Here is a 25,492-nt window from a genome sequence, read left to right on the forward strand (position 1 = left end):
CAGGGAATGTGGAGGATTCCTGCAGTTCGCAGGCGGCAGAATTACTGCGCTATTCGACTTGAAGTGCCTGGCATCTCGGCCAGCCCTGTGTTCTCTGTAGCCAGGTCCTGTTGTCAGGATTGCTTGTATTCCGTGTATTTCCTCGAACTGCCGCGCACCTGGTCGGCCGGGTATTTCTCCGCGTTCAGCGCCAGCTTCTTCTCCACGGCAGCGACGATATCCAGCTTCAGCTTTTCCGCCAGGCTGATGAGGTAGATCTGGATATCCGCCAGTTCCAGCTCGACTTCGGCGAGCTTTTCCGCAGAAAGATCACCGCTCTGCTCCTCGGTCAGCCACTGGAAATGCTCGACCATCTCGGCGGCCTCGACGATGAGCGCCATGGACAGGTTCTTGGGTGAATGGAACTGGTCCCACTCGCGCTCGACGACGAACTGCCGCACCTGTTTCCTTATCCGGTCGAAATCGGAGGCCATCACAATCTCCCGCAATGCAAATAACGGGGACATTGTGGCGCAGCGGCAAGGCCAAATCAATTTCAGGCGATCGCCATGACAAAACGGGGAAGCGTTTCCGCTTCCCCGTCTGGTGTTGCCTGCCGCTTGCTGTTGCTTATTGCTTCTTCTTTTTCTGGATCATGTCGTGCATGATCGGGGCAAGGATGATCTCCATCGCATGGCTCATCTTGCCGCCGGGCACCACCAGCGTGTTGGCGCGGGACATGAACGAGTTCGGGATCATGTTGAGCATGTAGGGGAAGTCCACGCCCTTCGGATCGCGGAAGCGGATGACCACGAAGCTTTCATCCGGCGTCGGAATGTCGCGTGCGATGAACGGGTTGGACGTGTCCACCGTGGCCACGCGCTGGAAGTTGATGTGGGTGCGCGAGAATTGCGGAGTGATGTACTTGATGTAGTCGGGCATGCGGCGCAGGATGGTATCCACGGTCGCTTCGGCGGAATAGCCGCGCTCGGCCTTGTCGCGGTGGATCTTCTGGATCCATTCCAGGTTGACCACCGGCACCACGCCGATACCCAGGTCCACGTACTTGCTCGCATCGTGCTTGTCGTCCTTCACCAGGCCGTGCAGGCCTTCGTAGAACAGCAGGTCGGTATCCTTCTCGATATCTTCCCACGGCGTGAATACACCGGGCTTGAGATCGGTCATGTTGAAGTGCTTGTTGTGGTCTGCAGCCTCGGCGTCGCTGTGTACATAGTAGCGGCGCTTGCACATGCCGGTCTCGCCGTAGGTCTTGAACATCTCTTCGATCTTGGCGAAGTGATTGGCTTCCGGACCGAAATGGCTGAAGGACGGGTTGCCGTTCTTGCCGGCTTCGGCTGCGGCAGCGCGGAACGCCATGCGATCCAGGCTGTGCAGGCTGTCGCCCTCGACGACGGCGGCGCTGATCTTCTCGCGGCGGAAGATATTCTCGAACGCGCGCTTGACGGTAGTCGTGCCGGCGCCGGACGAACCGGTGACCGCAATAACGGGATGTTTACTGGACATAAGCCACTCTCCTGAAGGATATGAATAAAAATTTTGGACGGCGATTCTAGCAGAACACCCACTTTGCGGCTAACGGGGGGTCAACTGACCACTGCAAGCGGCCGCCTTACCGATATAATGTCGGCCTATTTTCGCTCAGTACCCATAAAACAACGTTCATCATGCAACAAAACTACTCACCCAAAGAGATCGAAGCCGCCGCCCAGCAACAATGGGAGGCCGCCCAGGCGTTCCGCGCCGACGAAACCAGCAGCAAACCGAAATACTATTGCCTGTCGATGTTCCCCTATCCTTCGGGCAAGCTGCACATGGGCCATGTGCGCAACTACACCATCGGGGACGTGCTCTCGCGCTACCACCGCATGAAAGGCTACAACGTGATGCAGCCGATGGGCTGGGACGCGTTCGGCCTGCCGGCCGAGAATGCCGCGATGGCCAACAGCGTGCCGCCGGCCGCGTGGACCTATTCCAACATCGAGTACATGAAGAAGCAGCTGAAGTCGCTCGGCCTGGGCATCGACTGGTCGCGCGAGGTCACCACCTGCAAGCCGGATTATTACCGCTGGGAACAATGGCTGTTCACACGCCTGTTCAAGAAGGGTGTCATCTATAAAAAGACTGCCACGGTGAACTGGGACCCGGTGGACAACACCGTGCTGGCCAACGAGCAGGTGATCGACGGGCGCGGCTGGCGCTCCGGCGCCGTGGTGGAGAAGCGCGACATCCCGATGTATTTCTTCCGCATCACGCAGTACGCTGACGAGTTGCTCAAGGACCTCGACACCCTTGCGGGCTGGCCCGAACAGGTGAAGACCATGCAGGCCAACTGGATCGGCAAGAGCTACGGCGTGCGTTTTGCATTTCCATATGAAATGGACGGCAAGCAGGACAAGTTGTGGGTCTACACCACGCGTGCCGACACCATCATGGGGGTGACCTTCGTCGCCGTGGCGGCCGAGCATCCGCTGGCAACGCGTGCTGCGCAAGGCAATGCCAAGCTGGCCGCATTCATCGAGGAATGCAAGCATGGCGGCGTCGCCGAAGCGGACATCGCCACCATGGAAAAGAAGGGCATGGACACGGGCCTGAAGGTTACCCACCCGCTTACCGGCGAACAGGTACCGGTGTGGGTCGGCAATTACGTGCTGATGAGCTATGGCGAAGGCGCGGTGATGGCGGTGCCGGCGCATGACGAGCGCGATTTCGGCTTTGCCAAGAAGTACGGCCTGCCGATCAAGCAATCCATCGCCGTGGAAAACCAATCCTTCAGCACAGCCGCCTGGCAGGAATGGTACGCCGACAAAGAGAATGGCACGTGCGTGAACTCGGGCAAATACGATGGCCTGAATCACGAACAGGCCGTGGACGCGATTGCGGCCGACCTGGGTGCCAAAGGCCTCGGCGAAAAGAAAGTGCAGTTCCGCCTGCGCGACTGGGGCATCTCGCGCCAACGCTACTGGGGCTGCCCGATCCCCATCATCCATTGCCCGACTTGCGGCGATGTGGCAATGCCGGACGAGCAACTGCCGGTGAAGCTGCCGGAGAACGTGGTACCGGATGGCGCGGGTTCGCCGCTGGCGAAGATGCCCGAGTTCTACGAGTGCAGCTGCCCGCAATGCGGCGGCAAGGCAAAACGCGAGACCGACACCATGGACACCTTCGTGGAATCGTCCTGGTATTACGCGCGCTATGCCAGCCCGCAATGCGATACCGGCATGGTGGACAAGAATGCTGCGCAAAAGTGGCTGCCGGTAGACCAGTACATCGGCGGTATCGAACACGCCATCCTGCACCTGTTGTATGCGCGCTTCTTTCACAAGCTGATGCGCGACGAAGGCCTGGTACAGGGCAACGAACCGTTCAAAAACCTGCTCACCCAGGGCATGGTGGTCGCGCCGACGTTCTACCGCGAAGGCACTGACGGCAAGAAGCAGTGGATCAATCCGGCCGAGGTGGATGTGGAAGTCGATGCCAGGGCGCGGCCCATCGGCGCTAAGCTGATCGCCGACGGAAAGCCTGTCGTCATAGGCGGCACCGAGAAGATGTCGAAGTCGAAGAACAACGGCGTCGATCCGCAGGCGATCATCGACGAATACGGCGCCGACACCGCGCGCCTGTTCATGATGTTCGCGGCACCGCCCGACCAGCAACTGGAATGGTCGGACGCGGGTGTGGAAGGCTCGTTCCGCTTCCTCAAGCGTGTCTGGAAGGCGGTGCATGAGCATGTCGAGAAAGGCGTGGTCGCGGCGTACAGCAGCGACGAGTTGAGTGCAGCGGCCAAGGCGCTGCGTCTGCAACTACACCAGACCATCCAGAAGATCGACGACGACTACGGTCGCCGCAAGACCTTCAACACCGCCATCGCGGCGATCATGGAGTTGCTCAATGCATTGGGCAAGTTCAGTGAAGATACGCCTGTTGCGCGCAGCGTGGCGCAGGAAGTATTGGAAAATGTCGTGCTGCTGCTTTCGCCCATCGCACCGCACATCGCCGAGACGCTGTGGAGCGAATTGCGTCCCGGCAGCCAATTGATCAGCCAGCCCTTCCCCAAGGCCGATCCAGCGGCACTGGTGCAGGACGAGATCGAGCTGGTGATTCAGGTGAATGGCAAGCTGCGCGGCAACCTGCGCGTTGCCAAGGACGCAGACAAGGCGGCCATCGAGCAACAGGCGCTGGCGCACGAAGCTGTGCAAAAACAGCTTGCGGGCGGGACGCCAAAGAAGGTCGTCGTCGTGCCGGGCCGCCTGGTCAACGTGGTGATCTGATGACGAATCTGGCGCGCCTGCTGCTGCTCGCTGCAACACTGTCGCTGGCTGCCTGCGGCTTCCATATGCGCGGCAGCCTCGCCAGCGACTATACATTTGCATTCAAATCGCTGTACCTGAAAGCGCCAGGAGAAACTTCGTTCGTTGCCCAATTGCGCCGACAGATAAAGGCATACAAAATCCCCATCGCCGCATCCCCGGACCAGGCGGATGTCATCCTGGAAGTCGTGTCCGAACAGCCCAGCAAACAGATCTTGTCGCTGAACAGCCTTGGTCGCGTACAGGAATACCAGTTGTTCTATCGTGTCTCCATACGCGCTTACGATAACAATCAAGTCGATTGGCTGCCCGCCGACAAAATCATCTTGTCGCGCATCCTGCCCTACGACGACACCCAGATACTCGCCGACATGCAGCAGGAAGCGATGCTCAACGCCGACATGGTCAGGGATGCCGTATCCCAGGCCGTGCGGCGCCTGTACAAGGCCAAACCTTCAGCCCCCACCGAGCAATGAGAATCTCGACCGAAGACCTGCCGCAGCATCTTTCCAGAGGCCTGGGTTCGTTGTACGTCATTCATGGTGCGGCATTGCTGCTCGCCATCGAGGCGGCGGATGCGATCCGCACCGCTGCGCGGGCGGCGGGTTACAGCGAGCGCGAAGTGCTGATCGCCGAGCAGGGATTCAAATGGGCCGAATTGCGCAACAGCGCGCAGAACATGTCGCTGTTCTCTTCGCGCAAGCTGATCGACCTGCGCATCCCGTCGGGCAAACCCGGCGTGGAAGGCGCGCAGGCATTGCAGGATCACTGCCAGAACCTCGATCCGGACACGCTCACGCTGATCTCGTTGCCGCATCTTGACGGTACGGCGATGAAAAGCAAATGGTTCGCGGCACTGGAACAGCACGGCACGGTGATCGGCGCCGACGAGATCGCGCTCTCCGCATTGCCGGCATGGATCGCCGCGCGGCTGAAACGGCAAGGGCAGACGGCTGATGCGGACACGCTGTCGTTCCTGGCACAACGCGTGGAGGGCAACCTGCTCGCCGCCTTCCAGGAGATACAGAAGCTCGCCCTGCTGTTTCCGGCCGGGCCGCTTTCTTTCGAACAGGTGAAGGATGCGGTGATGGACGTCGCACGCTACGACGTGTTCAAGCTGTCCGAAGCGATGCTGGCAGGCGATGCCGAGCGCTACGTGCGCGTCCTGGACGGACTGCGCGCGGAAGGCACCGCCACCGTGCTGGTCTTGTGGGCGCTGGCGGAAGACATCCGCACGCTGGCCCGGGTCTCGCGCAGCGTGCAGCAGAACGGCAACCTTTCCGGCGCCTTGCGCGATGCGCGCGTGTGGGGTGTGCGGCAGAAGCTGGTGGAGCGTGCGGTGCGCCGCTTCACGCCCGCTTTCGCAGAGCGCGCCCTGCGCCAGGCGGCCCAGATCGACAAGCTGGTGAAAGGGCTGCGGCAAGGGGACGTATGGGATGAACTGCTGCAACTGGGCGTGCGGTGCGCACGGGCAGGTGTACGATGAACGGGAACGAGGTCCTGCTGGTCATCACCAACTTGCCGGATCGCGCCACCGCGGAACGCGTCGCCGAGACGCTGGTCATACAGCGCGTCGCCGCGTGCGTGAACGTGCTGGCCGAATGCCAGTCTGTCTATCGCTGGGAAAGCAAGCTGGAGCATGCAACCGAAGTGCCACTGCTCATCAAGACCACTCGAGGGGTTTATCCCGAACTGGAAGAGGCATTGCGCAAAGCGCACCCTTATGAATTGCCGGAGATCGTCGCAGTGCCTGTCGCTGCGGGTCTGCCGGATTATCTGAACTGGGTCGTACAGGAAACTCAAACAAGGAACCAGGCATGACGCGTCGTATATTTTTGATCCTGTTGCTGTGCATCGCACCGCTGGCACATGCGGACTTCTTCTCGTTCGGCAGCAAGAAGCCGAGCTTCCTCCCGGCAGACAAGGCGTTTGCGCTGGAGGTCCATGCGATCGACCAGCACAGGCTGATCGCCAGTTTCACCGTCACCCCCAGCTACTATCTGTATCGCAACAAGATCACCTTCAGCACCACCGACGGCAAGACCAGGATCGCCAGCGTGACCCTGCCCAAGGGCGAAATCAAGAACGACCCCAACTTCGGCACGCTCGAAGTCTTCCATCAATCCTTCCAGGCGGAGATCGCCCTGGAGGGCGCCGATGTCACGAAACCGCTGGTATTGAACGCGAGCTACCAGGGCTGCAGCGACAACGGCTTGTGCTACCCGCCCATCGAAAAGACATTGAACATCGAACTGGCGCAAACGATCGGTTCGGCACCCGCCCCGCTGTCGATGTCCATCGCCGCTCCCGCCAACGAAAACACCCGGATCGCCGGGCTGTTCAAGAGCGGCAGTTTCTGGCTCGTCATCTCGTTCTTCTTCGGTGCGGGCCTGCTGCTTTCCCTCACGCCGTGCGTCTTCCCCATGATCCCCATCCTGTCCGGCATCATCGTCGGACGCGGACACAAGATCACCCATATGCATGCCTTCATCCTGTCGCTGGCTTATGTGCTGGGCATGGCGATCACCTATGCCATTGCCGGCGTGGCCGCGGGCTATTCCGGCAACCTCGTCTCCAATGCGCTGCAAACGCCGTGGGTGCTGGGCAGTTTCGCCGCGCTGTTCGTGCTGCTGTCGCTGGCGATGTTCGGCCTGTATGAATTGCAGCTGCCCACCGCGCTGCAAAGCAGGCTGTCCGATACCAGCAACCGGTTGCACGGCGGGCATATTTCCGGCGTATTCGCCATGGGCGCACTGTCTGCCGTCATCATGGGGCCGTGCGTCGCCGCGCCGCTGGCTGGCGCATTGCTATATATAAGCCAGACGCACGATGCGGTGCTGGGCGGCGTCGCGCTGTTCGTACTGGCGCTGGGCATGGGCGTGCCCTTGCTGGTCATCGGCACCTCTGCGGGGGCACTGCTGCCCAAGGCCGGCCCCTGGATGGAAGCGGTGAAGCGCTCATTCGGCGTGTTGATGCTGGCGATGGCGATCTGGATCGTCTCCCCGGTCATCCCGGTCAGCGTTCAGATGCTGCTGTGGGCAGCGCTGCTGATCTTCTCGGCCATCCATCTGCATGCGCTCGACCCGCTGCCGCACAATACGCACGGCCTGCACAAGCTGGGCAAAAGCATCGGCATACTCGCCCTGCTGCTGGGCGTGGCCTACCTGGTCGGTGCGCTGTCCGGCGCCCGCGACATCCTGCGCCCGCTGGGCAATATCGGGCACGCCGCTGCGCCCCCCCCTGCCACGCTGCATTTCGAACGCATCAAGAGCCTGACGCAACTGGACTCCCGCATCACCCAGGCCAAAGGCAAGGCTGTGATGCTGGATTTCTATGCCGACTGGTGCGTCTCGTGCAAGGAAATGGAACGGCTGACCTTCAGCGACCCGGCGGTCCAGTCCAGGCTGGGCGGCGCAATACTGTTGCAAGCCGATGTGACCGCCAACGACGCCGAGGACAAGTCCCTGTTGCAGCGTTTCCAGCTGTTCGGCCCGCCTGCGACCCTGTTCTTCGCCGCGGACGGCAAGGAACAGTCCGACTTGCGCGTGACCGGCTACCAGGACGCCGCACAGTTCCTGCAGTCGCTGAAGAACGCGGGTCTGTGAACCTCATATAAGGAGCAGCGATGTCCGACCTGAACGACCCCAGGGTGTTCTTTGCCGCCGAACGGACATTGCTCGCCTGGAACCGTACCAGCCTTTCCCTGATGGCGTTCGGCTTCGTCATCGAACGCTTCGGCCTGTTTGTCTCCATCCTGATGCCGCAGCACAGCATGCCGCTGCAACGCGGCATCTCCTTCTGGACCGGCCTGGCCTTTGTCCTGCTGGGGGTATTCGTCGCCCTTTTCTCAACCGTGCAATACCAGAAAGTGCTGCGCACCCTGAAACCCGCAGAGATTCCGCAAGGGTACCGGACCGATCCGGGCATCATCACCAACCTGCTGGTGGCCGCCCTGGGCATCATCCTGACGATCTATTTCTTCCACGGCGTCTAAACTGCTGCTAACAGCCTGTATTTTCTTAATTTCGTCGAAAAGGTGGACAATCTCACCCTTTTTCGGCAAACTCCGCTCCCCATGAAGAACATTCTGGTACTACACGGCCCCAACCTGAACCTGCTCGGCACACGCGAGCCGGAGGTGTATGGTCGCGTCACTTTGGACGAAATTAACGCCAAAATGGCGGCACTAGCGGTATCGAAGGGTGCCAAACTGGCCCACTTCCAGAGCAATGCCGAAGCGGCACTGGTCGATCGCGTCCAGCAGGCGCGCGCAGACGGCACCGACTTCATCATCATCAATCCGGCGGCGTTCACGCACACCAGCGTGGCGATCCGCGATGCCTTGGCAGCGGTAGCCATCCCGTTCGTCGAGGTGCATCTGTCCAACGTGCACGCCCGTGAGGCGTTCCGCAAGCAATCCTATTTCTCCGATATCGCCGTCGGGGTCATCAGCGGCTTGGGCGCAACCGGTTACGAACTCGCTTTGCAATTCGCACTACAACATTCTGTAAGGAGCTGAAAATGGACCTACGCAAACTGAAGACACTGATCGAGCTGGTCGAGAATTCGGGCATCGCCGAACTGGAACTGACCGAGGGTGAAGAGCATGTGCGCATTTCGCGCGCAAGTTCCGTTGCCGCCCCCGTGCAGCATGTTTATGCCGCAGCCGCCCCGCAGGCGGCGTCCGCACCGGCTCCTGCCGCTGCCACCGCACCCGCGGCTCCAGCCGCACCTGCTGCGCCGGAAGGCCATGTGGTCAAATCGCCGATGGTCGGCAGCTTCTACCGTTCGCCGTCGCCGGGGGCCAAGGCTTTCGTCGATGTCGGCCAGAGCGTCAAAGAGGGCGATACCCTGTGCATCATCGAAGCGATGAAGCTGCTGAACGAGATCGAAGCGGACAAATCCGGCGTGATCAAGGCCATCCTCGTTGAAAACGGGCAAGCCGTCGAGTTTGGTCAACCACTGTTCATTATTGGGTGATGCCATGAATGATACATACACCAAAGCAATGACCGTTTCGGCGCAGGCTAATGTAAGCGCAGCGAACGTTAAGCCGCAAAGCGGCGGCCGAAGCCAAAACGGGCAAGCCGTCGAGTTCGGCCAACCGCTGTTCATCATCGGCTGATCCATCATGGCCGTATTCGAACGCAAACCCCGTCCTCCCGCACCGCCGGAGAATCCCGTCATGTTTGAAAAGATCCTCATTGCCAATCGGGGCGAGATTGCGCTGCGCATCCAGCGCGCCTGCCGCGAGATGGGCATCAAGACCGTCGCCGTGCACTCCGAAGCCGACGCAGAGGCCAAGTATGTGAAGCTGGCGGACGAATCCGTGTGTATCGGTCCGGCCCCCTCCAGCCAGAGTTACCTGCATGTCCCGGCCATCATCAGCGCCGCGGAAGTGACCGACGCCCAGGCCATCCATCCCGGTTACGGTTTCCTGTCCGAAAATGCGGACTTTTCCGAACGCGTGGAGAAATCCGGCTTCGTCTTCATCGGCCCGCGCGCCGAAACCATCCGCCTGATGGGCGACAAGGTCTCCGCCAAGAACGCCATGAAGAAGGCGGGCGTACCGGTCGTGCCCGGCGTGGACGGTGCCCTGCCGGACGATCCGGCCGAGATCATGCGTATCGCCAAATTCATCGGCTACCCGGTCATCATCAAAGCCTCCGGCGGCGGCGGCGGACGCGGCATGCGCGTGGTGCACACCGAAGCTGCGCTGCTCAACGCGGTGACCATGACCAAGACCGAGGCCCAGGCGGCGTTCAACAACCCCATGGTATACATGGAGAAGTTCCTCGAGAACCCGCGCCACATCGAAATCCAGGTGCTGGCCGACCAGCACGGCAACGCCGTGTTCCTGGGCGAGCGCGACTGCTCCATGCAGCGTCGCCACCAGAAGATCATCGAGGAAGCACCGGCCCCGCTGCTCAACACCAAACTGCGCGACAAGATCGGCGAACGCTGCGCGGAAGCCTGCCGCAAGATCGGTTACCGCGGTGCAGGCACGTTCGAATTCCTGTACGAGAACGACGAGTTCTATTTCATCGAGATGAACACCCGTGTGCAAGTCGAACATCCGGTCTCCGAGATGATCACCGGCATCGACATCGTGCAGCAGCAGATCCGCATCGCCGCCGGCGAGAAGCTGTCCTTCCGCCAGAAGGACATCCAGTTCCGCGGCCATGCCGTGGAGTGCCGCGTGAATGCGGAGCATCCCTACACCTTCGTACCTTCACCCGGCCGCATCACCAACTGGCACGTGCCCGGCGGCCCCGGCATCCGCGTTGATTCCCACGTGTACAACAACTACTTCATCCCGCCGCATTACGACTCGATGATCGGCAAGATCATCGCTTACGGCGATACGCGCGACCAGGCCATCGCCCGCATGCGCACCGCCCTGTCGGAAATGGTGGTGGAAGGCATCAACACCAACATCCCGCTGCATCAGGAGTTGATGAACGACGCAGCGTTCGTGCGCGGCGGCACCAGCATCCACTATCTGGAACACAAGCTGGCAGAGAAATCGAAGGGGAAATAAGCCGTGCCCTGGCTCACGCTGTCGGTGACTGCCTCCGCCGACTATGCGGAGGCATTGAGCGAGGCGCTGCTGGCACACGGCGCGCTGTCGGTGGACATGCTGGATGCGGACGCCGACACGCCCGATGAGCAGGCCATCTTCGGCGAGCCGGGCGAACCGACCTCGTCGGTCTGGCAGCACAATCTGGTCAACGCCCTGTTCGAGAGCGACACCGATGTCGCGCACATCCTGCAGGACTGCTGCACCGAGCTCGGACTCGCGACCATCCCGCAACACAAGATCGAAACACTGCAAGAACACGACTGGGTGCGTATCACCCAGGCGCAGTTCGACCCCATCCGCATCAGCGACCGTCTGTGGATCGTGCCGACCTGGCATACCCCCACCGACCCGGCCGCCATCAATATCGCGCTCGATCCCGGCCTGGCCTTCGGTACCGGCAGCCACCCCACCACGCGCCTGTGCCTGCGCTGGCTGGACCAGCATATCCGTGGCGGCGAAACGGTGCTCGATTACGGTTGCGGTTCCGGCATCCTGGCCATCGCTGCGATGAAGCTCGGCGCAGGCAACGCCATCGGCGTCGACGTGGATGCACAGGCGGTACAGGCCAGCCGCGACAATGCCCTGGCCAACCAGGTACATGCCGATTTCTACCTGCCCGACGGCATCGCGCTCTCGCAATACGACGTGGTCGTCGCCAACATCCTGACCAATCCGCTGCGCGCATTGGCACCCCTGCTGGCCAGCGCCACCCGCGCCGGCGGACGCATCGTGCTCTCCGGCATCCTGGCCGAACAGGCAGAGGAGGTCATGCGCATTTACGCGCAATGGTTTGACCTCGCACCTGCGGTGCTGGAAGATGGCTGGTGTTGTTTGTCCGGTGCAAAAAGATGACAGAGATCACGCAATGCCCCCAATGCGGCACCCGCTTCAAGGTGACCCAGGCGCAGCTCGATGCGCATGACGGGTTGGTGCGCTGCGGGCGCTGTCATGAGGTGTTCGATGCATCCAAACACCTGCACGACGACGAGCCCAGCCCGCAACTGAGCCTGCCCATCGATGCCGCTCCGCCTGAAAGTCAGGCAGACCTGACCCCGATCGCCGACGTGCCCGGACTCGAAGAAGAGCCGATCACCCTGGCACAGCAGGTACAGTTCGTCGAGGAACTCACCGACGAAGTCCTCGAAATGCCGCCCCGCAAAACCAGCTGGATAAGCATCCTGGCAATATTGCTGCTGACCCTGTCGCTGCTGGGGCAATCCCTGTATTTCTTCCCCGGCGAGATCGGCACACAGCTGCCCGGGCTCAAACCGATGCTGGAGGACTACTGCGCGCTGCTCGACTGCAACGTCGCGCTGCCACAAAAGATCGACCTCCTCGCCATCGAATCGTCCGAACTGGAATCGGATCCGGAGCAGGGCAACATCGTCACGCTGCATGCGCTGATCCACAACCGCGCACCGTATGCGCAAGCCTACCCCAGCCTGGAACTCACGCTCACCAGCGCGCTGGATCAGCCTGTCGCACGACGCATGTTCCATGCGGCGGATTACCTGCCTGCGGGGACGAGCGAAAAACAGGGCATCCCCGGCAATCGCGACCTCGACATCAAAGTGCATCTGGACACCACCGACCTCAAACCAGCCGGGTATCGCCTGTTCCTTTTCTATCCCGAGTCGCGTTAAGTTGCGCTCGCCTCAGGCGGGCTTGAACACCATCAATCCGTAAATCGCCAGCACTGCCGGGAAAGCCACCATGCCGAGCCGTTCCCAGATGCGTGCATAACGCCAATATTGCGGCCCCAGGTCCGCGCCATTGTCCGCTGCCGCCCTTGCCATTGCGGCCATCCGGATCTGCAGCCAGACCACCGGCAACCAGCACGCGCCAGCGACGGCAAACAATGCCCAGGTTGCCACCAGCCAAGGTTCCAGCAACGAGTACCCCGCTATCGACGCCATGGCAATTCCGGTGACCGGCTGGATGACGACGGCAGGTGAGGTGAACCAGTAATCCGCCCGCACGACCAGCCTGAGCACTTCTGCGATTGCCGTGACATTCCGGGTGCGATGGATGAAATAAAGATAGAACGCGCTGCCGAATCCGACCCCGACCAGCACCACGCTGGAAACGATATGCAGCCACTTGAGCAGCAAGTAGGCGCTCACGCCAGCCTCACTTCGCGTCCCGGCGGCAGGCGACAAGACGAGCGCGCCATAGTCTGCATGACGCACCCCCCGTTCATTCGATGAATCCGCGATAGCTTCTCGGGGGACGCCCGAGCAGCGCGGCGAAAGCGGCAGGGTCAGCCGTGTTGCCTGCAGCCAGCATGGCAAGGGTATCGCTGCACAACGGGCTCGCCGGTATGCGGTCGCCGATCTTGGCCGCCAGCCGGACCAACGCAGCAGGTATCGCCACATGCAATGCCGGGCGACGATGCAACTGTTCCCGGTAGCTATCCAGCATTTCCCGCATGGTGGCAGCCTCTGCCCCAACTGCGGCGACGAGCTGGCTGGATGCCGCGGCATCGGACAGCCAGCGTACGACCGCCGCGCAAATGTCATCGATGTGCACCGGCTGCAATGTCTGCCTGCCGCCCATCGGCAGACCGTGGATCGGCAAGCCGGCCAATAACCGGAACATGCGCGCGCTGGCACCGTCTTCCCCATAGATCACCGAGGGACGCAAACACAGCCAGCGCGTGGCAGCGGGCAGTCGACTCAGCGCATGCTCCGCCGCCAGGCGGGAGGTGAAATAAGCCGTACCGATCCCGCTGTCCACGCCCAGCGCCGAGATCTGCACGATGCGCCCGACCCCCGCTTCGGCGCAAGCGGCAAACAGGGCCAGCGGTGTCTCCCGATGCAGTTTCTGCATGGGATTATCCCGGCTGTCGCGCAGCACCCCGACCGCATTGATGACTGCGTCGATCCCATTGAGTCGCTCCAGCCAGCGCTCCCTGCTGGTGTCGTTGCGAAAGTCCGCTGCGATGTCCTGCCCGTCCACGGGCTTGCGCACGGCACGTATCACCTCATGCCCCGCCTGCCGCAGCGCCTCCGTCAAATGCCTGCCGACGAATCCGGTGGCCCCGCAGATGAGTATCCTCATATCGTCCATGACCTCCATGACTTGTATCGATTCCGGCCCGGCCGCAGCCACAGGAACCGGCCGCCAGCGCTCGCATTGCAGCACCGTACCAATGCCGGTTATCCCGGTCAACAGCGGTACGACCGGCCGTTTCGAGGTCTTTGGCAAACCGGCCTGATTCCGGCATAATCCGACCCGCCGTTGAAACCGACTGGGAGAGCGTGCCGATCCATGGCACCGCCGAAGGCGCAACACCCGTAACCGCTCAGGCTCAAGAACCAATCGGAACAGGCGAATCTGGAGAGCGTCGGCCAGCCCGACCACCGAAGGGGCACACGGTTCATCCGTAATCTCTCAGGTATCAAGGACAGATGGGGCGCTGCACAGTTTGTGCCGCGCCTTTTTCATTTGTTGCGTGATGCCCCTGGAATTTCGTTTTGCGGGATGAAGCGCAAGGAGCCGCGCAGCGAATGACGAGACATACCGTAACTGGTAGGCAAGGAATGAGCGAGCACGCGACGTAGCGATTCACCCGGAAAACAAAATTACAGAGGTATCAAATGACGACTCTCAAACAGACTCCCTTGAATGCATCCCACCGCGCCATGGGCGCCAAGATGGTGGATTTCGGCGGCTGGGACATGCCGGTGAACTACGGTTCGCAGATCGACGAGCACCACCAGGTGCGCAACGATTGCGGCATGTTCGACGTCTCGCACATGCGCGTGGTCGACATGAAAGGTGCCGGGGTGCGCAAGTTCCTGCGTTACCTGCTGGCCAACAACGTGGATAAATTGACCATGCCGGGCAAGGCGCTGTATTCGGCGATGTTGCGCCCGGACGGCCATGTGATCGACGACCTGATCGTCTACTTCATGACGGAAGAATGGTTCCGCATCGTGGTCAACGCCGGCACTGCCGACAAGGACATCGCGTGGATGAAGGCGCAAGCCGCCGCTCATGCGCCCGCACTGGACATCGCCGACCATCCCGAACTGGCGATGATCGCCGTGCAAGGGCCGAATGCCCGCGCGAAAGTATGGGAAGCGCTGCCCGGCAGCCGGGAACTGAGCGAAGGCCTGGTTCCTTTCAGCGCCGTGGAAATGGGCGCGATGTTCATCGCGCGCACCGGCTACACCGGCGAAGACGGTTTCGAGATCATGCTCCCGGCCAAGGCCGCGACATTCTTCTGGAACACGCTTGCGGAAAAAGGCGTGAAGCCCATCGGCCTCGGTGCGCGCGACACGCTGCGCCTGGAAGCGGGCATGAACCTGTACGGCCAGGACATGGACGAGACGGTCGGCCCGCTGGAATCAGGCCTGGGCTGGACCGTGGACCTGAAGAGCGAACGCGATTTCATCGGCAAGGCCGCCTTGCTGGCAAACCCGCCGAGCAAGAAGCTGGTCGGCCTGGTGCTGCTGGATCGCGGCGTGCTGCGCGGCCATCAGCACGTCAAGACCGCACACGGCGACGGCGAGATCACCAGCGGCAGCTTCTCGCCCACACTGGAGAAATCCATCGCGCTGGCGCGCGTGCCGAACGGCGTGCAGATCGGCGACACCGTGCATGTCGAGATCCGCGACAAATTGTTGAATGCAAAAGTAGTGAAGTATCCGTTTGCCCGCAACGGCAAGGGCTTGATTTAATTTTTCTGAGGACATGACCATGAGCAACCCAAGCAACCTGAAATACACCGCCTCCCACGAGTGGGTCAAAACCGAAGCCGACGGCACCATCACCGTCGGCATCACCCAGCATGCACAGGAACTGCTGGGCGACATGGTGTTCGTCGAAGCGCCTGCCACAGGGCGCAAGCTGAAAGCCAAGGAAGAATGCGCCGTGGTGGAATCGGTGAAGGCCGCCGCCGACGTGTATGCCCCCGTGTCCGGCACGGTGACCGCCGCCAACGGCGCGCTGGATTCCGCTCCGGAAGCCATCAACAGCGACCCGTATGGCGCCTGGATCTTCAAGATGAAACCGGACAATGCGGCGGATGTCGCTGCGCTGCTGGATGCGACTGCTTACCAGGCTGTCGTCGACAGCGAAGCGCATTAAACCCCCAAAGTAGCCACAGAGACTACAGAGAAATACCCAAGCGGACATTTCTGCGGACTCTGTGGCAAATTGCTCTTGATTCTCCAATATTCCCAAGCCCGCCATGAACAACACTGAACAATTCGTGAATCGCCACAACGGTCCGAGCACGCAAGACGTGCAGGCCATGTTGAAAAAAATAAACGCGCCCTCGCTCGACGCGCTGATCGACCAGACCGTGCCGGCCGCCATCCGCCTGAAGAAACCGCTGGATCTGCCGGATGGCATGAGCGAACACGCTTTCCTGCAGCATCTGCGCGGCGTCGCGGCGAAGAACAAGTTGTACAAGAGTTACATCGGCCTGGGTTACTACGACACCGTGGTGCCGCCGGTGATCCAGCGCAACGTGCTGGAGAACCCCGGCTGGTACACCGCCTACACGCCTTACCAGGCCGAGATCGCGCAGGGTCGCCTGGAGGCGCTGCTGAACTTCCAGACCATGATCATCGACCTCACCGGCATGGAGATCGCCAACGCCTCGCTGCTGGACGAAGCCACGGCCGCCGCTGAAGCGATGACCATGCTGCACGGCCTGCGTTCGCGCGAAGCCGCCGAGCAGGGCAAGAACAGCTTCTTCGTGTCGAACGAATGCTTCCCGCAGACCATCGAATTGCTGAAGACGCGCGCCAGGCCGCTCGGCATCGAACTGGTGATCGGCGACTTCCGGGCCGTGACGCTGAACGACAAGCTGTACGGCGCCTTGCTGCAATACCCGACCGCCGACGGCGCGGTGCACGACTATGCCGATTTCGTGAAGCGCGCCAAGGCGCATGGCATGACCATCGCGGTCGCGGCCGACATCCTCAGCCTGGTGCTGCTCACGCCGCCGGGCGAATGGGGCGCCGACGTGGTGCTGGGCTCGACACAGCGCTTCGGGGTGCCGATGGGCTACGGCGGCCCGCACGCCGCCTACTTTGCCTGCCGCGATGCGCACAAGCGCTCGATGCCGGGGCGCATCATCGGCGTGTCGGTCGATGCCGACGGCAACCCGGCCCTGCGCATGGCGCTGCAGACGCGCGAACAACATATCCGCCGCGAGAAGGCAACCTCCAACATCTGCACTGCGCAGGCGCTGCTGGCGATCATGGCCAGCATGTACGCGGTGTATCACGGGGCGAAAGGCCTGCGCGGCATCGCCGGCCATGTGCACCAGTCCGCGGTGGCGCTGGCAGGCGAACTGAAAAAGCTGGGCTACACCCTGGCCGGAGGCGTGTTCTTCGACACGCTGAAGCTGATGCACACCGACAACGTGAAGATCCATGCGCTGGCCGAGGCAGCCCGGATCAACTTCCGTTACACCGGCGACGGACTGAGCATCTCGCTCGACCAGACCACTTCGGTCGATGACCTCAACGCCATCCTCGCGGTATTCGCACAGGCTGCGGGCAAGACCGCACCGACGCTTGCCGCGGTGCAGATCTCCGCCCAGACGTTGCTCGCGAAGCCGCGGTCATCGGCCATCCTGAGCCATCCGGTGTTCAACAGCTACCACTCCGAAACCGAGATGATGCGTTACATCAAGCGGCTGGAGAACAAGGACCTGTCGCTGACGCACTCGATGATCTCGCTGGGTTCCTGCACCATGAAACTCAATGCGGCTTCCGAGATGCTGGCGCTGACCTGGCCCGCGTTCGCCAACCTGCATCCTTTCGTGCCGCTGGAACAGGCCGAGGGCTACCAGGAGGTCATCGAGGGACTCAACTCGGCACTGACCGAGATCACCGGCTTCGCGCAGATGAGCTTCCAGCCCAACAGCGGCGCCTCCGGCGAATACGCCGGCCTGCTGGTGATCCAGGCGTACCATCGTTCGCGCGGCGAGGAGCAGCGCAACGTGGTGCTGATCCCCGCCTCCGCACACGGCACCAACCCCGCCAGCGCAGCGATGTGCGGCATGAACATCGTGGTGGTGAAGTGCGACAGCAAAGGCAACATCGATGTGGACGACCTGCGCGCCAAGGCGGAAGAACACAAGGCAGACCTGTCCTGCCTGATGGTGACCTACCCCAGCACGCACGGCGTGTATGAAGAAAGCATCAAGGACATCACCGCGATCATCCACGCCAACGGCGGCCAGGTGTACATGGACGGCGCCAACATGAACGCGCAGGTCGGCCTCACCAGCCCCGGCAACATCGGCGCCGACGTGTGCCACCTCAACCTGCACAAGACTTTCGCCATCCCGCACGGCGGCGGCGGACCGGGCGCCGGCCCCATCGGCGTGGCCGCGCACCTCGCGCCGTTCCTGCCATCGCACCCGCTGGTCAAGGTCGGCGGCGCGCAGGGCATCCATGCGGTATCCGCAGCGCCCTACGGCAGCGCATTGATCCTGCTGATCTCCTACGGCTACATCAAGATGATGGGCGGCAAGGGCCTGACCGAAGCAACCCGGATGGCAATCCTCAACGCCAACTACATCAAGGAATCGCTGAAGGACCACTACCCCACGCTGTACAGCGGCGCGAACGGCCGTTGCGCACACGAGATGATCCTGAACTGCATCCCGTTCAAGCGCGATGCAGGCATCGAAGTGGCGGACATCGCAAAACGCCTGATGGACTTCGGCTTCCATGCGCCGACCACTTCCTTCCCGGTGGTGGACACGCTGATGGTGGAGCCGACCGAAAGCGAATCGAAGGCCGAACTGGATCGTTTCTGCGAGGCGATGATCGCGATTCGCGGCGAGATCGACCAGGTGCTGCTCGGCAAGGCGGACAAGAAAGACAACATCCTCAAGCATGCGCCGCATACCGCCAGGGCCGTGGTGGCAGATTCCTGGATGCGTCCCTATTCGCGCGAACAGGCGGCATTCCCCCTGCCCTGGGTGCGGGATAATAAATTCTGGCCGAGCGTCGCGCGGGTGGATAATGTATACGGCGACAAGAACCTGATCTGTTCCTGCCCGCCGATATCTAGCTACATCTGATTGCCCCGTCATTCCGGCGAAGGCCGGAATCCAGCGGGTTTATTCAATATGCTTTTGAATTTTGTCCTCGCTGCGCGAGGGCCTGTTTTATCAAACTGGATTCCGGCCTTCGCCGGAATGACGGAAACTCTAGGAGACACATCATGGCCAAAGAAAAAAATGAAAAACCCGCCACCACCCTCGGCGGCGCACCCGTCACCCTGTTCGGTACCTTCCCGGCCGTCGGACAGGCAGCACCCGATTTCACGCTGGTCGACAAGGACCTGAAGGATGTCTCGCTGCAGCACTTCGCCGGCAAGCGCAAGGTGCTCAACATCGTGCCCAGCCTGGATACCGCCGTGTGCGCCACTTCCACGCGCAAGTTCAACGAGACCGCCGGCAAGCTGAACAACACCGTGGTGCTGGTGATCTCGGCTGACCTGCCGTTTGCGATGAGCCGCTTCTGCGTGGCGGAAGGGCTGCAGAACGTCGTCACGCTGTCGCTGATGCGCGGCCGCGATTTCATGCGCAATTACGGCGTGAAGATCGCCGACACCGCCCTGGCCGGACTGACGGCACGCGCCGTGCTGGTGCTCGACGACAAGGACCGGATCATCCACGCCGAGCTGGTGGACGACATCAAGCACGAACCAGATTACGACGCAGCACTTGCTGTATTACGATAGACGGCAGCATTTACCAACCCGCCCATTTCCCGAGACGACATGAAGACATTGATTTGCGGTTCCATGGCCTACGACACCATCATGGTGTTCAAGGACCAGTTCAAGAAACACATCCTGCCCGAACAGATCCACATCCTGAACGTCGCCTTCCTAGTGCCGGAAATGCGCCGCGAATATGGCGGCTGTGCCGGCAACATCGCCTACAACCTGCAACTGCTGGGCGGCCATCCGCTGATCATGGCGACGGTCGGCGACGATTTCGCCCCCTACGCGCAACGCCTGGAGAACCTCGGCCTGCCGCAGACGCATATCCGCCATGTACCGGGAAACTTCACCGGCCAGGCCTTCATCACCACCGACCTCGACGACAACCAGATCACCGCGTTCCACCCTGGGGCGATGGGGTACTCGCACCTCAACCATGTCGCCGACGCGAAGGAAGCCACGCTCGGCATCGTCTCGCCGGACGGGCGCGACGGCATGCTGCAGCACGCGCGCGATTTCGCCGAGGCCGGCATCCCCTTCGTGTTCGACCCGGGCCAGGGCATGCCGATGTTCTCCGGCAACGAACTGATGGATTTCATCGAACAGGCCACCTACGTCACGGTGAACGATTACGAGGCCAAGCTGTTGCAGGACAAGACCGGCAAGACGCTGGCCGAGATCGCGCAGCGCGTCAACGCGCTGATCGTCACGCTAGGCGGCGACGGCTCGCTGATCTACGCCGACGGCAAGCAGATCGCCATCCCGACGCCGAAGCCCAAGGCCATCGTCGACCCCACCGGTTGCGGCGACGCCTATCGCGCCGGCCTGCTGCACGGCATCCAGCAGGGCTGGGACTGGGAAACCACGGGGCGCCTGGCCTCGCTGATGGGCTCGCTGAAGATCGCCAGCCGCGGCGGGCAGAACCACAAGTACTCGCGCGCCGAACTGGCCGATCTGTACAAACAGCATTTCGGTTCCCGCATCGCGTTGTAGAAGTTGCGTCATTCCGGCGCAGGCCGGAATCCAGTTAATCAATAATTCTGCGTAGCAGACAAAGCACGATTGTTGATGTCCGCTTCACGGGGTTTGTTAATTGGCTGGATTCCGGCCTGCGCCGGAATGACAGGAAAAGGAGGCAGCATGAAGATCCCGCGCATGACTGTGATCACCTTGGGCGTATCCGACCTTGCCCGCTCCACCGACTTTTATCGCGAGATCTTCTCGACGCCGCCCATCACGCAATACGAAGGCGTTACCTTCATCCCGCTGCCCGGCGTGTGGCTTTCGCTGTACCCGCTGGAAAAACTTGCCGAGGATATCGGCATCGAGATGCCTGCGCCGCGGCCGGGACATCTTGCAGAACCTCCGCAAACACCCTTGGTACAAGGCGCCCGCAGCGAAGCGACTGGCACATACGTGGCGGGGCGACGCGGCAGCACGCACCTCATGCCCGCGCATGCTGCGGGACCGGCAGGCGCTTCTGCCCGCTCCGCCTTCCGCGGCTTCACCCTGGCCTATAACGCGCGCAGCAAGGATGAGATCGCCAGTATCTTCGCCCATGCCGCCAGGGCAGGTGCCCACATCGCCAAAGCGCCGCAGGATACTTTCTGGGGCGGCCATAGCGGTTACTTCAGCGACCCGGACGGGCATTACTGGGAAGTGGCATGGGGCCCGATGTTCGACTTCAGCGAACACGGCGATCTGCGGTTCAGGGAGTGAAGCGCTCACGGCGCCACCCTTGCAAGCAGCACGACTTATCCCATGCAAGCCAAACTCTTCACTTTGATTTCCGGCGCCATCAGCGATGCAACGGAGCGCCCGTTCACGGTGCGCAATGCGCCCCGGGTCGGCGGCGGCGACATCAATGAAACGTTCTGCCTGGAAGGTACGGAAGGCGCACGCTATTTCCTCAAGCTCAACGAGGAGCGGCATCATTCCATGTTCGTGGCGGAAGCCGCCGGACTGGACGCCATCGCCGCCACCGGCACATTGCGCGTGCCGCACCCGATAGCGCACGGCATCGCGGACGGCCACAGCTATCTGGTGCTGGAGTATCTGGCATTGAACCCGCGCGGCGATGCGCGTTCGCTCGGCGAACAACTCGCCGCACTGCATCGCTGCTCGAACGGCCAGTTCGGCTTCGCTCGCGACAATTTCATCGGCAGTACGCCGCAGCCGAACAAATGGACATCAGACTGGACCGCCTTCTGGCGCGAGCATCGACTTGGGTTCCAGTTGCAGCTTGCGGCAAAGAACGGCTACGGCGGCCGACTGCAAAGCCTCGGTGAGAAACTGCTGGAAACGCTGCCCGTCTTCTTTGCCGGTCATGCACCGCGGCCCGCGCTGCTGCACGGCGACCTGTGGGGCGGCAACCACGCCTATCTGGCGGATGGCACACCCACGATATTCGACCCCGCCGCCTATTACGGCGACCGCGAGTGCGACCTCGCGATGACGGAACTTTTCGGCGGCTACGGCGCGGACTTCCATGCCGCCTATCGCGCCGCCTGGCCGCTGGATGACGGCTACGCAGAACGCCGCGATCTGTACAATCTCTACCATATCCTCAACCACGCCAACCTGTTCGGCGGCGGATATGCGCGCCAGGCCGAACAGATGATGCAAAGGTTGTTGGCCGCGACCGCCTGAATATTTCGTTTGCTATTCTCCCCGATACAGTCCATAGTGCGTTCCGCGATCCTCAAGTCTGTCGTGGTTGTCTGGTTAGTCTCCGTATTCTGCGGTAATCCTTCCTTCATCTTCTTGCCGTCTTGAACTTCGCCCTAGCGTGGGGCTTTGCCCCCTTTATCAGTTTTACAGGAGATTCAAAATGGCAACAGGTACAGTCAAGTGGTTCAACGATTCCAAGGGCTTCGGCTTCATCACCCCATCCAATGGCGGCGATGATCTCTTCGCCCACTTTTCCGCGATCCAGAGCTCGGGTTTCAAGACCCTGGCCGAAGGACAGCAAGTCAGTTTCGACGTCGTTGCCGGCCCCAAAGGCCAGCAGGCAGCGAACATCCGCGCAGCGGAATAAATGGTCAGGCAGGCATGGCGCATCGCCATGCCGTCAGTCCTAACTATGAGCCCGGCACCTGCCGGGCTTTTTGTTTCCGAATCCCCCAGGAGGATTGGCCATGGCCAAAGAAGAACTGCTTGAAATGAACGGCGTGGTGGACGAAATCCTGCCGGATTCGCGCTTTCGCGTGACGCTCGACAACGGGCACAAACTCATCGCATACAGCGCGGGCAAGATGCAGAAACACCACATCCGCATCGTTGCGGGCGACAAGGTCTCGCTGGAACTCTCGCCCTACGACCTGAGCAAGGGACGCATCACGTTCCGCCATATCGAAGGCCGCGGTCCCGCGGTCCCGCAACAGAAACGCCGATTCTGACGGCGCCTCAACATCGTTCCGGCCGGGGCCGCCTGGAGATTGCCGAAGCAGTGCGATCTGCCCTCTCCCGGCCCTACCAGTTCTGCGCTACCGGGTTCTTGCAGCTCACCTGGAATAATTGGCGGTCTTCCAGCCGGATGGCGGTCATCGGCCCGCCCCACAGGCATCCGGTATCCAGGGCGATGACATTGGGCATGACTTTCAGCCCCAGGGCAGACCAGTGGCCGAAAATGACCGTGGCTTTCCGGCTCTTGCGATCGGGCACCTCGAACCAGGGCAGGTAGCCCTCCGGGATGTGTTCCACTTCTCCCTTGAACCTGAACTCCATCTCACCCTGCAGGGTGCAGATGCGCATGCGGGTAAAGGCGTTGACGATGACGCGCAGGCGTTTGTAGCCGGCAAGGTCGTCATCCCAGGCATGCGGGGTATTGCCGTACATGCGTGCGAGAAAAGTCGCGTAATCCGGGCCGCGCAGCGCATCCTCGACCTCGCGGGCAAGACTGGCCGCCTGCTTGACACTCCATTGCGGCAGCAGGCCGGCATGAACCAGCATGTAGTCCCCTTCCGCATGGACCAGGCGCTGCTGGCGCAGCCAGGCAAGCAGTTCGTCACGGTCCGGCGCAGCCAATATCTCATCCAGCGTATCGGTCCGGTGCAGTTCCGCCGCGCCCTCGGCCACAGCCAACAGGTGCAGGTCATGGTTGCCGAGGACGGTGATCGCACTATCCCCCAGCGATCTGACCAGGCGCAGCACCTGCAGCGAACCGGGCCCGCGATTGACCAGGTCGCCCACCAGCCATAACCTGTCCTGCGCAGGATCGAAGCGTATCTGCTCCAGCATCTGCTGCAGCTCGATGTAACACCCCTGGATATCGCCTACGGCATAGACCGCCATTTCTTGTTCCCGCCCGTTTGTCTGTAAAATAGAGTAACAGAAATTTCCGAAGCCTCGATGAAACCGACTCCATCCAACCTGCCAACCTTTGGCTGCATTGCCAAAAGCTGATCGATGCTATTCAACTCCTACGGTTTCATCTTCCTGTTCCTGCCCGTCGTGTTGCTGGGCTTCTATCAGTTGGCCCGCATCCACCATGCCTATGCGGGTGCCTGGCTGGCGATCTCGTCGCTGTTCTTCTACGGTTACTGGAACCCCGCCTATGTCGGGCTGCTGCTCGGCTCGATCATCTGCAACTACGCTTTCGGCATGTGGATCGCCAAGGCTGGCGTGCAACAGGCTGCGGCACGCAAGAAACAGCTGCTGGTCTTTGCACTGACGGCCAACCTGCTGTTGCTGGGCTATTTCAAGTACACCAATTTCTTCCTTTCCAGCGTGAACAGCCTGGCCGGGGCCAGCCTGTCGCTGGGCGACATCATCCTGCCGCTGGGCATTTCGTTCTTCACCTTTACCCAGATCGCCTTCCTGGTCGATACCTACCAGGGCAAGGTGAAGGAATACAACTTCGTGCATTACGTGCTGTTCGTCACTTACTTCCCTCACCTGATCGCCGGGCCGGTACTGCATCACAAGGACATGATGCCCCAGTTCGCGCATAACTCTACCTATCGCATCAACTGGGACCATGTCGCCACCGGGTTGCTGCTGTTCACGCTGGGGCTGTGCAAGAAGGTACTGTGGGCGGATTCGATCGCTCCGTTCGCTACCGCCATCTTCGACGGCGCCCAGCACGGCATGACGACCGGCATGTTGCCCACGATCTACGAAGCATGGTCGGGAGCGCTCGCCTATACGCTGCAGATCTATTTCGATTTCTCCGGCTACACCGACATGGCACTGGGCATCGCATTGATGTTCAACATCCACCTGCCGATCAACTTCAATTCTCCATACAAATCGACCAGCATCATCGAATTCTGGCGACGCTGGCACATCACGCTCTCCACCTTCCTGCGCGATTACCTGTACATCCCGCTGGGTGGCAACCGTCACGGCAAGCTGCGCCGCTACGCGAACCTGATGACGACCATGCTGCTGGGTGGACTGTGGCACGGCGCAGGATGGACGTTCGTGATCTGGGGAGCGCTGCATGGTGCCTATCTCGTCATCAACAATCTGTGGCGCGATCTCGTGTCGGAGAAATACTTGCGCTGGATCCCGAACTGGCTGGGTGCGCTGGCTGGCGGCACACTGACCTTCATCGCCGTCGTGGCTGCATGGGTGGTATTCCGCGCGGGCAACCTGGAACAGGCACTGGTCATCCTGAAAGCGATGTTCGGCATCGCGGCCCGGCCAATCCCGTTCGATGCGGTCATCCATGGCAACCTGCTGTTACTGACTGATATGTCGGGTCGCGACCTGCTGCGCTTGCTGGTACCTGGGTTGCTTTGGGTATGGCTGTTGCCGAACTCAACGCACATCCGTTTTATCAAGAACAGTGCACTGCTCGCCGCACTTCAAGCTGTCGTCGTTCTCGGCTTGCTTTATCTGGTGTTAGATCAGTTCGGCAGCTACAGCCCCTTCCTCTATTTCCAGTTCTGAC

Annotated in this window: 27 protein-coding genes and 1 riboswitch; of the genes, 22 read left to right on the forward strand and 5 right to left on the reverse strand. The window is 61.3% G+C overall.

Annotated elements, in window-relative coordinates; all coding sequences use genetic code 11:
• Window positions 1-113 precede the first annotated feature (113 nt).
• Window positions 114-473, reverse strand: a complete 360-nt coding sequence (locus L6418_RS12640) for a nucleotide pyrophosphohydrolase (RefSeq protein ID WP_237247280.1) — start codon at window positions 471-473, stop codon at window positions 114-116.
• Window positions 474-609: 136 nt separating this feature from the next.
• On the reverse strand, window positions 610-1,503 hold the full coding sequence (locus L6418_RS12645; RefSeq protein WP_237247281.1) for a phosphoribulokinase: 894 nt from the start codon (window positions 1,501-1,503) through the stop codon (window positions 610-612).
• 161 nt (window positions 1,504-1,664) lie between these two features.
• Between L6418_RS12645 and leuS the strand changes: the two genes are divergently transcribed.
• From leuS to L6418_RS12705, 12 genes are all read left to right on the forward strand, one after another.
• Complete coding sequence (leuS, locus tag L6418_RS12650) at window positions 1,665-4,268, forward strand: leucine--tRNA ligase (RefSeq protein WP_237247282.1); 2,604 nt, start codon at window positions 1,665-1,667, stop codon at window positions 4,266-4,268.
• Window positions 4,268-4,783: an LPS assembly lipoprotein LptE gene (lptE, locus tag L6418_RS12655; protein ID WP_237247283.1), complete on the forward strand. Its 516-nt coding sequence runs from the start codon at window positions 4,268-4,270 to the stop codon at window positions 4,781-4,783. The genes leuS and lptE overlap by 1 nt, the downstream gene beginning before the upstream one ends.
• Window positions 4,780-5,793: a DNA polymerase III subunit delta gene (gene holA / locus L6418_RS12660; protein WP_237247284.1), complete on the forward strand. Its 1,014-nt coding sequence runs from the start codon at window positions 4,780-4,782 to the stop codon at window positions 5,791-5,793. The genes lptE and holA overlap by 4 nt, the downstream gene beginning before the upstream one ends.
• The gene (gene cutA, locus L6418_RS12665; RefSeq protein WP_237247285.1) at window positions 5,790-6,128 is read left to right on the forward strand and encodes a divalent-cation tolerance protein CutA; all 339 of its coding nucleotides are present in this window, start codon (window positions 5,790-5,792) and stop codon (window positions 6,126-6,128) included. Before holA ends, cutA begins: the two co-directional genes overlap by 4 nt.
• Entirely contained in the window at window positions 6,125-7,912 is a 1,788-nt protein-coding gene (gene dsbD / locus L6418_RS12670; RefSeq protein ID WP_237247286.1) for a protein-disulfide reductase DsbD, read from the forward strand. Before cutA ends, dsbD begins: the two co-directional genes overlap by 4 nt.
• 20 nt (window positions 7,913-7,932) lie before the next feature.
• A complete protein-coding gene (locus L6418_RS12675; protein WP_237247287.1) occupies window positions 7,933-8,301 on the forward strand; it encodes a YidH family protein in 369 nt (122 codons plus the stop codon).
• A gap of 81 nt (window positions 8,302-8,382) precedes the next feature.
• Window positions 8,383-8,826: a type II 3-dehydroquinate dehydratase gene (aroQ, locus tag L6418_RS12680; protein ID WP_237247288.1), complete on the forward strand. Its 444-nt coding sequence runs from the start codon at window positions 8,383-8,385 to the stop codon at window positions 8,824-8,826.
• Between the two features lie 2 nt (window positions 8,827-8,828).
• On the forward strand, window positions 8,829-9,287 hold the full coding sequence (gene accB / locus L6418_RS12685; protein WP_237247289.1) for an acetyl-CoA carboxylase biotin carboxyl carrier protein: 459 nt from the start codon (window positions 8,829-8,831) through the stop codon (window positions 9,285-9,287).
• A gap of 4 nt (window positions 9,288-9,291) precedes the next feature.
• A complete protein-coding gene (locus tag L6418_RS12690) occupies window positions 9,292-9,432 on the forward strand; it encodes a hypothetical protein (protein ID WP_237247290.1) in 141 nt (46 codons plus the stop codon).
• A gap of 60 nt (window positions 9,433-9,492) precedes the next feature.
• Window positions 9,493-10,848, forward strand: a complete 1,356-nt coding sequence (accC, locus tag L6418_RS12695) for an acetyl-CoA carboxylase biotin carboxylase subunit (RefSeq protein WP_237247291.1) — start codon at window positions 9,493-9,495, stop codon at window positions 10,846-10,848.
• Between the two features lie 3 nt (window positions 10,849-10,851).
• Complete coding sequence (gene prmA, locus L6418_RS12700; protein ID WP_237247292.1) at window positions 10,852-11,742, forward strand: 50S ribosomal protein L11 methyltransferase; 891 nt, start codon at window positions 10,852-10,854, stop codon at window positions 11,740-11,742.
• Window positions 11,739-12,533 carry a DUF3426 domain-containing protein gene (locus L6418_RS12705; RefSeq protein ID WP_237247293.1) on the forward strand — a complete coding sequence of 265 codons (795 nt, stop codon included), beginning with the start codon at window positions 11,739-11,741 and terminating at the stop codon, window positions 12,531-12,533. Before prmA ends, L6418_RS12705 begins: the two co-directional genes overlap by 4 nt.
• 12 nt (window positions 12,534-12,545) lie before the next feature.
• Here the strand turns inward: L6418_RS12705 and L6418_RS12710 are convergent, their stop codons facing one another.
• Window positions 12,546-13,013, reverse strand: a complete 468-nt coding sequence (locus L6418_RS12710) for a DUF2269 domain-containing protein (RefSeq protein ID WP_237247294.1) — start codon at window positions 13,011-13,013, stop codon at window positions 12,546-12,548.
• 73 nt (window positions 13,014-13,086) lie between these two features.
• Entirely contained in the window at window positions 13,087-14,097 is a 1,011-nt protein-coding gene (locus L6418_RS12715) for an NAD-dependent epimerase/dehydratase family protein (protein ID WP_237247295.1), read from the reverse strand.
• A 34-nt stretch (window positions 14,098-14,131) separates the two neighbouring features.
• Window positions 14,132-14,220: riboswitch (glycine riboswitch) on the forward strand.
• Window positions 14,221-14,489: 269 nt separating this feature from the next.
• On the opposite strand from L6418_RS12715, the gene gcvT reads away from it, so the two are divergent.
• From gcvT to infA, 9 genes are all read left to right on the forward strand, one after another.
• On the forward strand, window positions 14,490-15,575 hold the full coding sequence (gene gcvT, locus L6418_RS12720; protein ID WP_237247296.1) for a glycine cleavage system aminomethyltransferase GcvT: 1,086 nt from the start codon (window positions 14,490-14,492) through the stop codon (window positions 15,573-15,575).
• Between the two features lie 19 nt (window positions 15,576-15,594).
• Window positions 15,595-15,984: a glycine cleavage system protein GcvH gene (gene gcvH, locus L6418_RS12725; RefSeq protein ID WP_237247297.1), complete on the forward strand. Its 390-nt coding sequence runs from the start codon at window positions 15,595-15,597 to the stop codon at window positions 15,982-15,984.
• 103 nt (window positions 15,985-16,087) lie between these two features.
• Window positions 16,088-18,946, forward strand: coding sequence for an aminomethyl-transferring glycine dehydrogenase (gene gcvP, locus L6418_RS12730; protein ID WP_237247298.1), 2,859 nt, complete (start codon window positions 16,088-16,090; stop codon window positions 18,944-18,946).
• A 143-nt stretch (window positions 18,947-19,089) separates the two neighbouring features.
• A complete protein-coding gene (gene tpx, locus L6418_RS12735; protein ID WP_237247299.1) occupies window positions 19,090-19,611 on the forward strand; it encodes a thiol peroxidase in 522 nt (173 codons plus the stop codon).
• Between the two features lie 39 nt (window positions 19,612-19,650).
• Window positions 19,651-20,589, forward strand: a complete 939-nt coding sequence (locus tag L6418_RS12740; RefSeq protein ID WP_237247300.1) for a carbohydrate kinase family protein — start codon at window positions 19,651-19,653, stop codon at window positions 20,587-20,589.
• A gap of 147 nt (window positions 20,590-20,736) precedes the next feature.
• On the forward strand, window positions 20,737-21,315 hold the full coding sequence (locus L6418_RS12745) for a VOC family protein (protein ID WP_237247301.1): 579 nt from the start codon (window positions 20,737-20,739) through the stop codon (window positions 21,313-21,315).
• A gap of 42 nt (window positions 21,316-21,357) precedes the next feature.
• Complete coding sequence (locus L6418_RS12750) at window positions 21,358-22,245, forward strand: fructosamine kinase family protein (RefSeq protein ID WP_237247302.1); 888 nt, start codon at window positions 21,358-21,360, stop codon at window positions 22,243-22,245.
• Window positions 22,246-22,426: 181 nt separating this feature from the next.
• A complete protein-coding gene (locus L6418_RS12755) occupies window positions 22,427-22,633 on the forward strand; it encodes a cold-shock protein (RefSeq protein WP_237247303.1) in 207 nt (68 codons plus the stop codon).
• A gap of 100 nt (window positions 22,634-22,733) precedes the next feature.
• Window positions 22,734-22,994, forward strand: a complete 261-nt coding sequence (gene infA, locus L6418_RS12760) for a translation initiation factor IF-1 (RefSeq protein WP_013030991.1) — start codon at window positions 22,734-22,736, stop codon at window positions 22,992-22,994.
• Between the two features lie 73 nt (window positions 22,995-23,067).
• On the opposite strand, the gene L6418_RS12765 is transcribed toward infA, so the two are convergent.
• The gene (locus tag L6418_RS12765) at window positions 23,068-23,889 is read right to left on the reverse strand and encodes a symmetrical bis(5'-nucleosyl)-tetraphosphatase (RefSeq protein ID WP_237247304.1); all 822 of its coding nucleotides are present in this window, start codon (window positions 23,887-23,889) and stop codon (window positions 23,068-23,070) included.
• 114 nt (window positions 23,890-24,003) lie between these two features.
• Here L6418_RS12765 and L6418_RS12770 point away from each other — a divergent pair, with 114 nt between their 5' ends.
• Window positions 24,004-25,491, forward strand: coding sequence for an MBOAT family protein (locus tag L6418_RS12770; protein WP_237247305.1), 1,488 nt, complete (start codon window positions 24,004-24,006; stop codon window positions 25,489-25,491).
• Window position 25,492: the final 1 nt, after the last annotated feature.

This window comes from Sideroxyarcus emersonii (assembly GCF_021654335.1).
Lineage (GTDB): Bacteria > Pseudomonadota > Gammaproteobacteria > Burkholderiales > Gallionellaceae > Sideroxyarcus > Sideroxyarcus emersonii.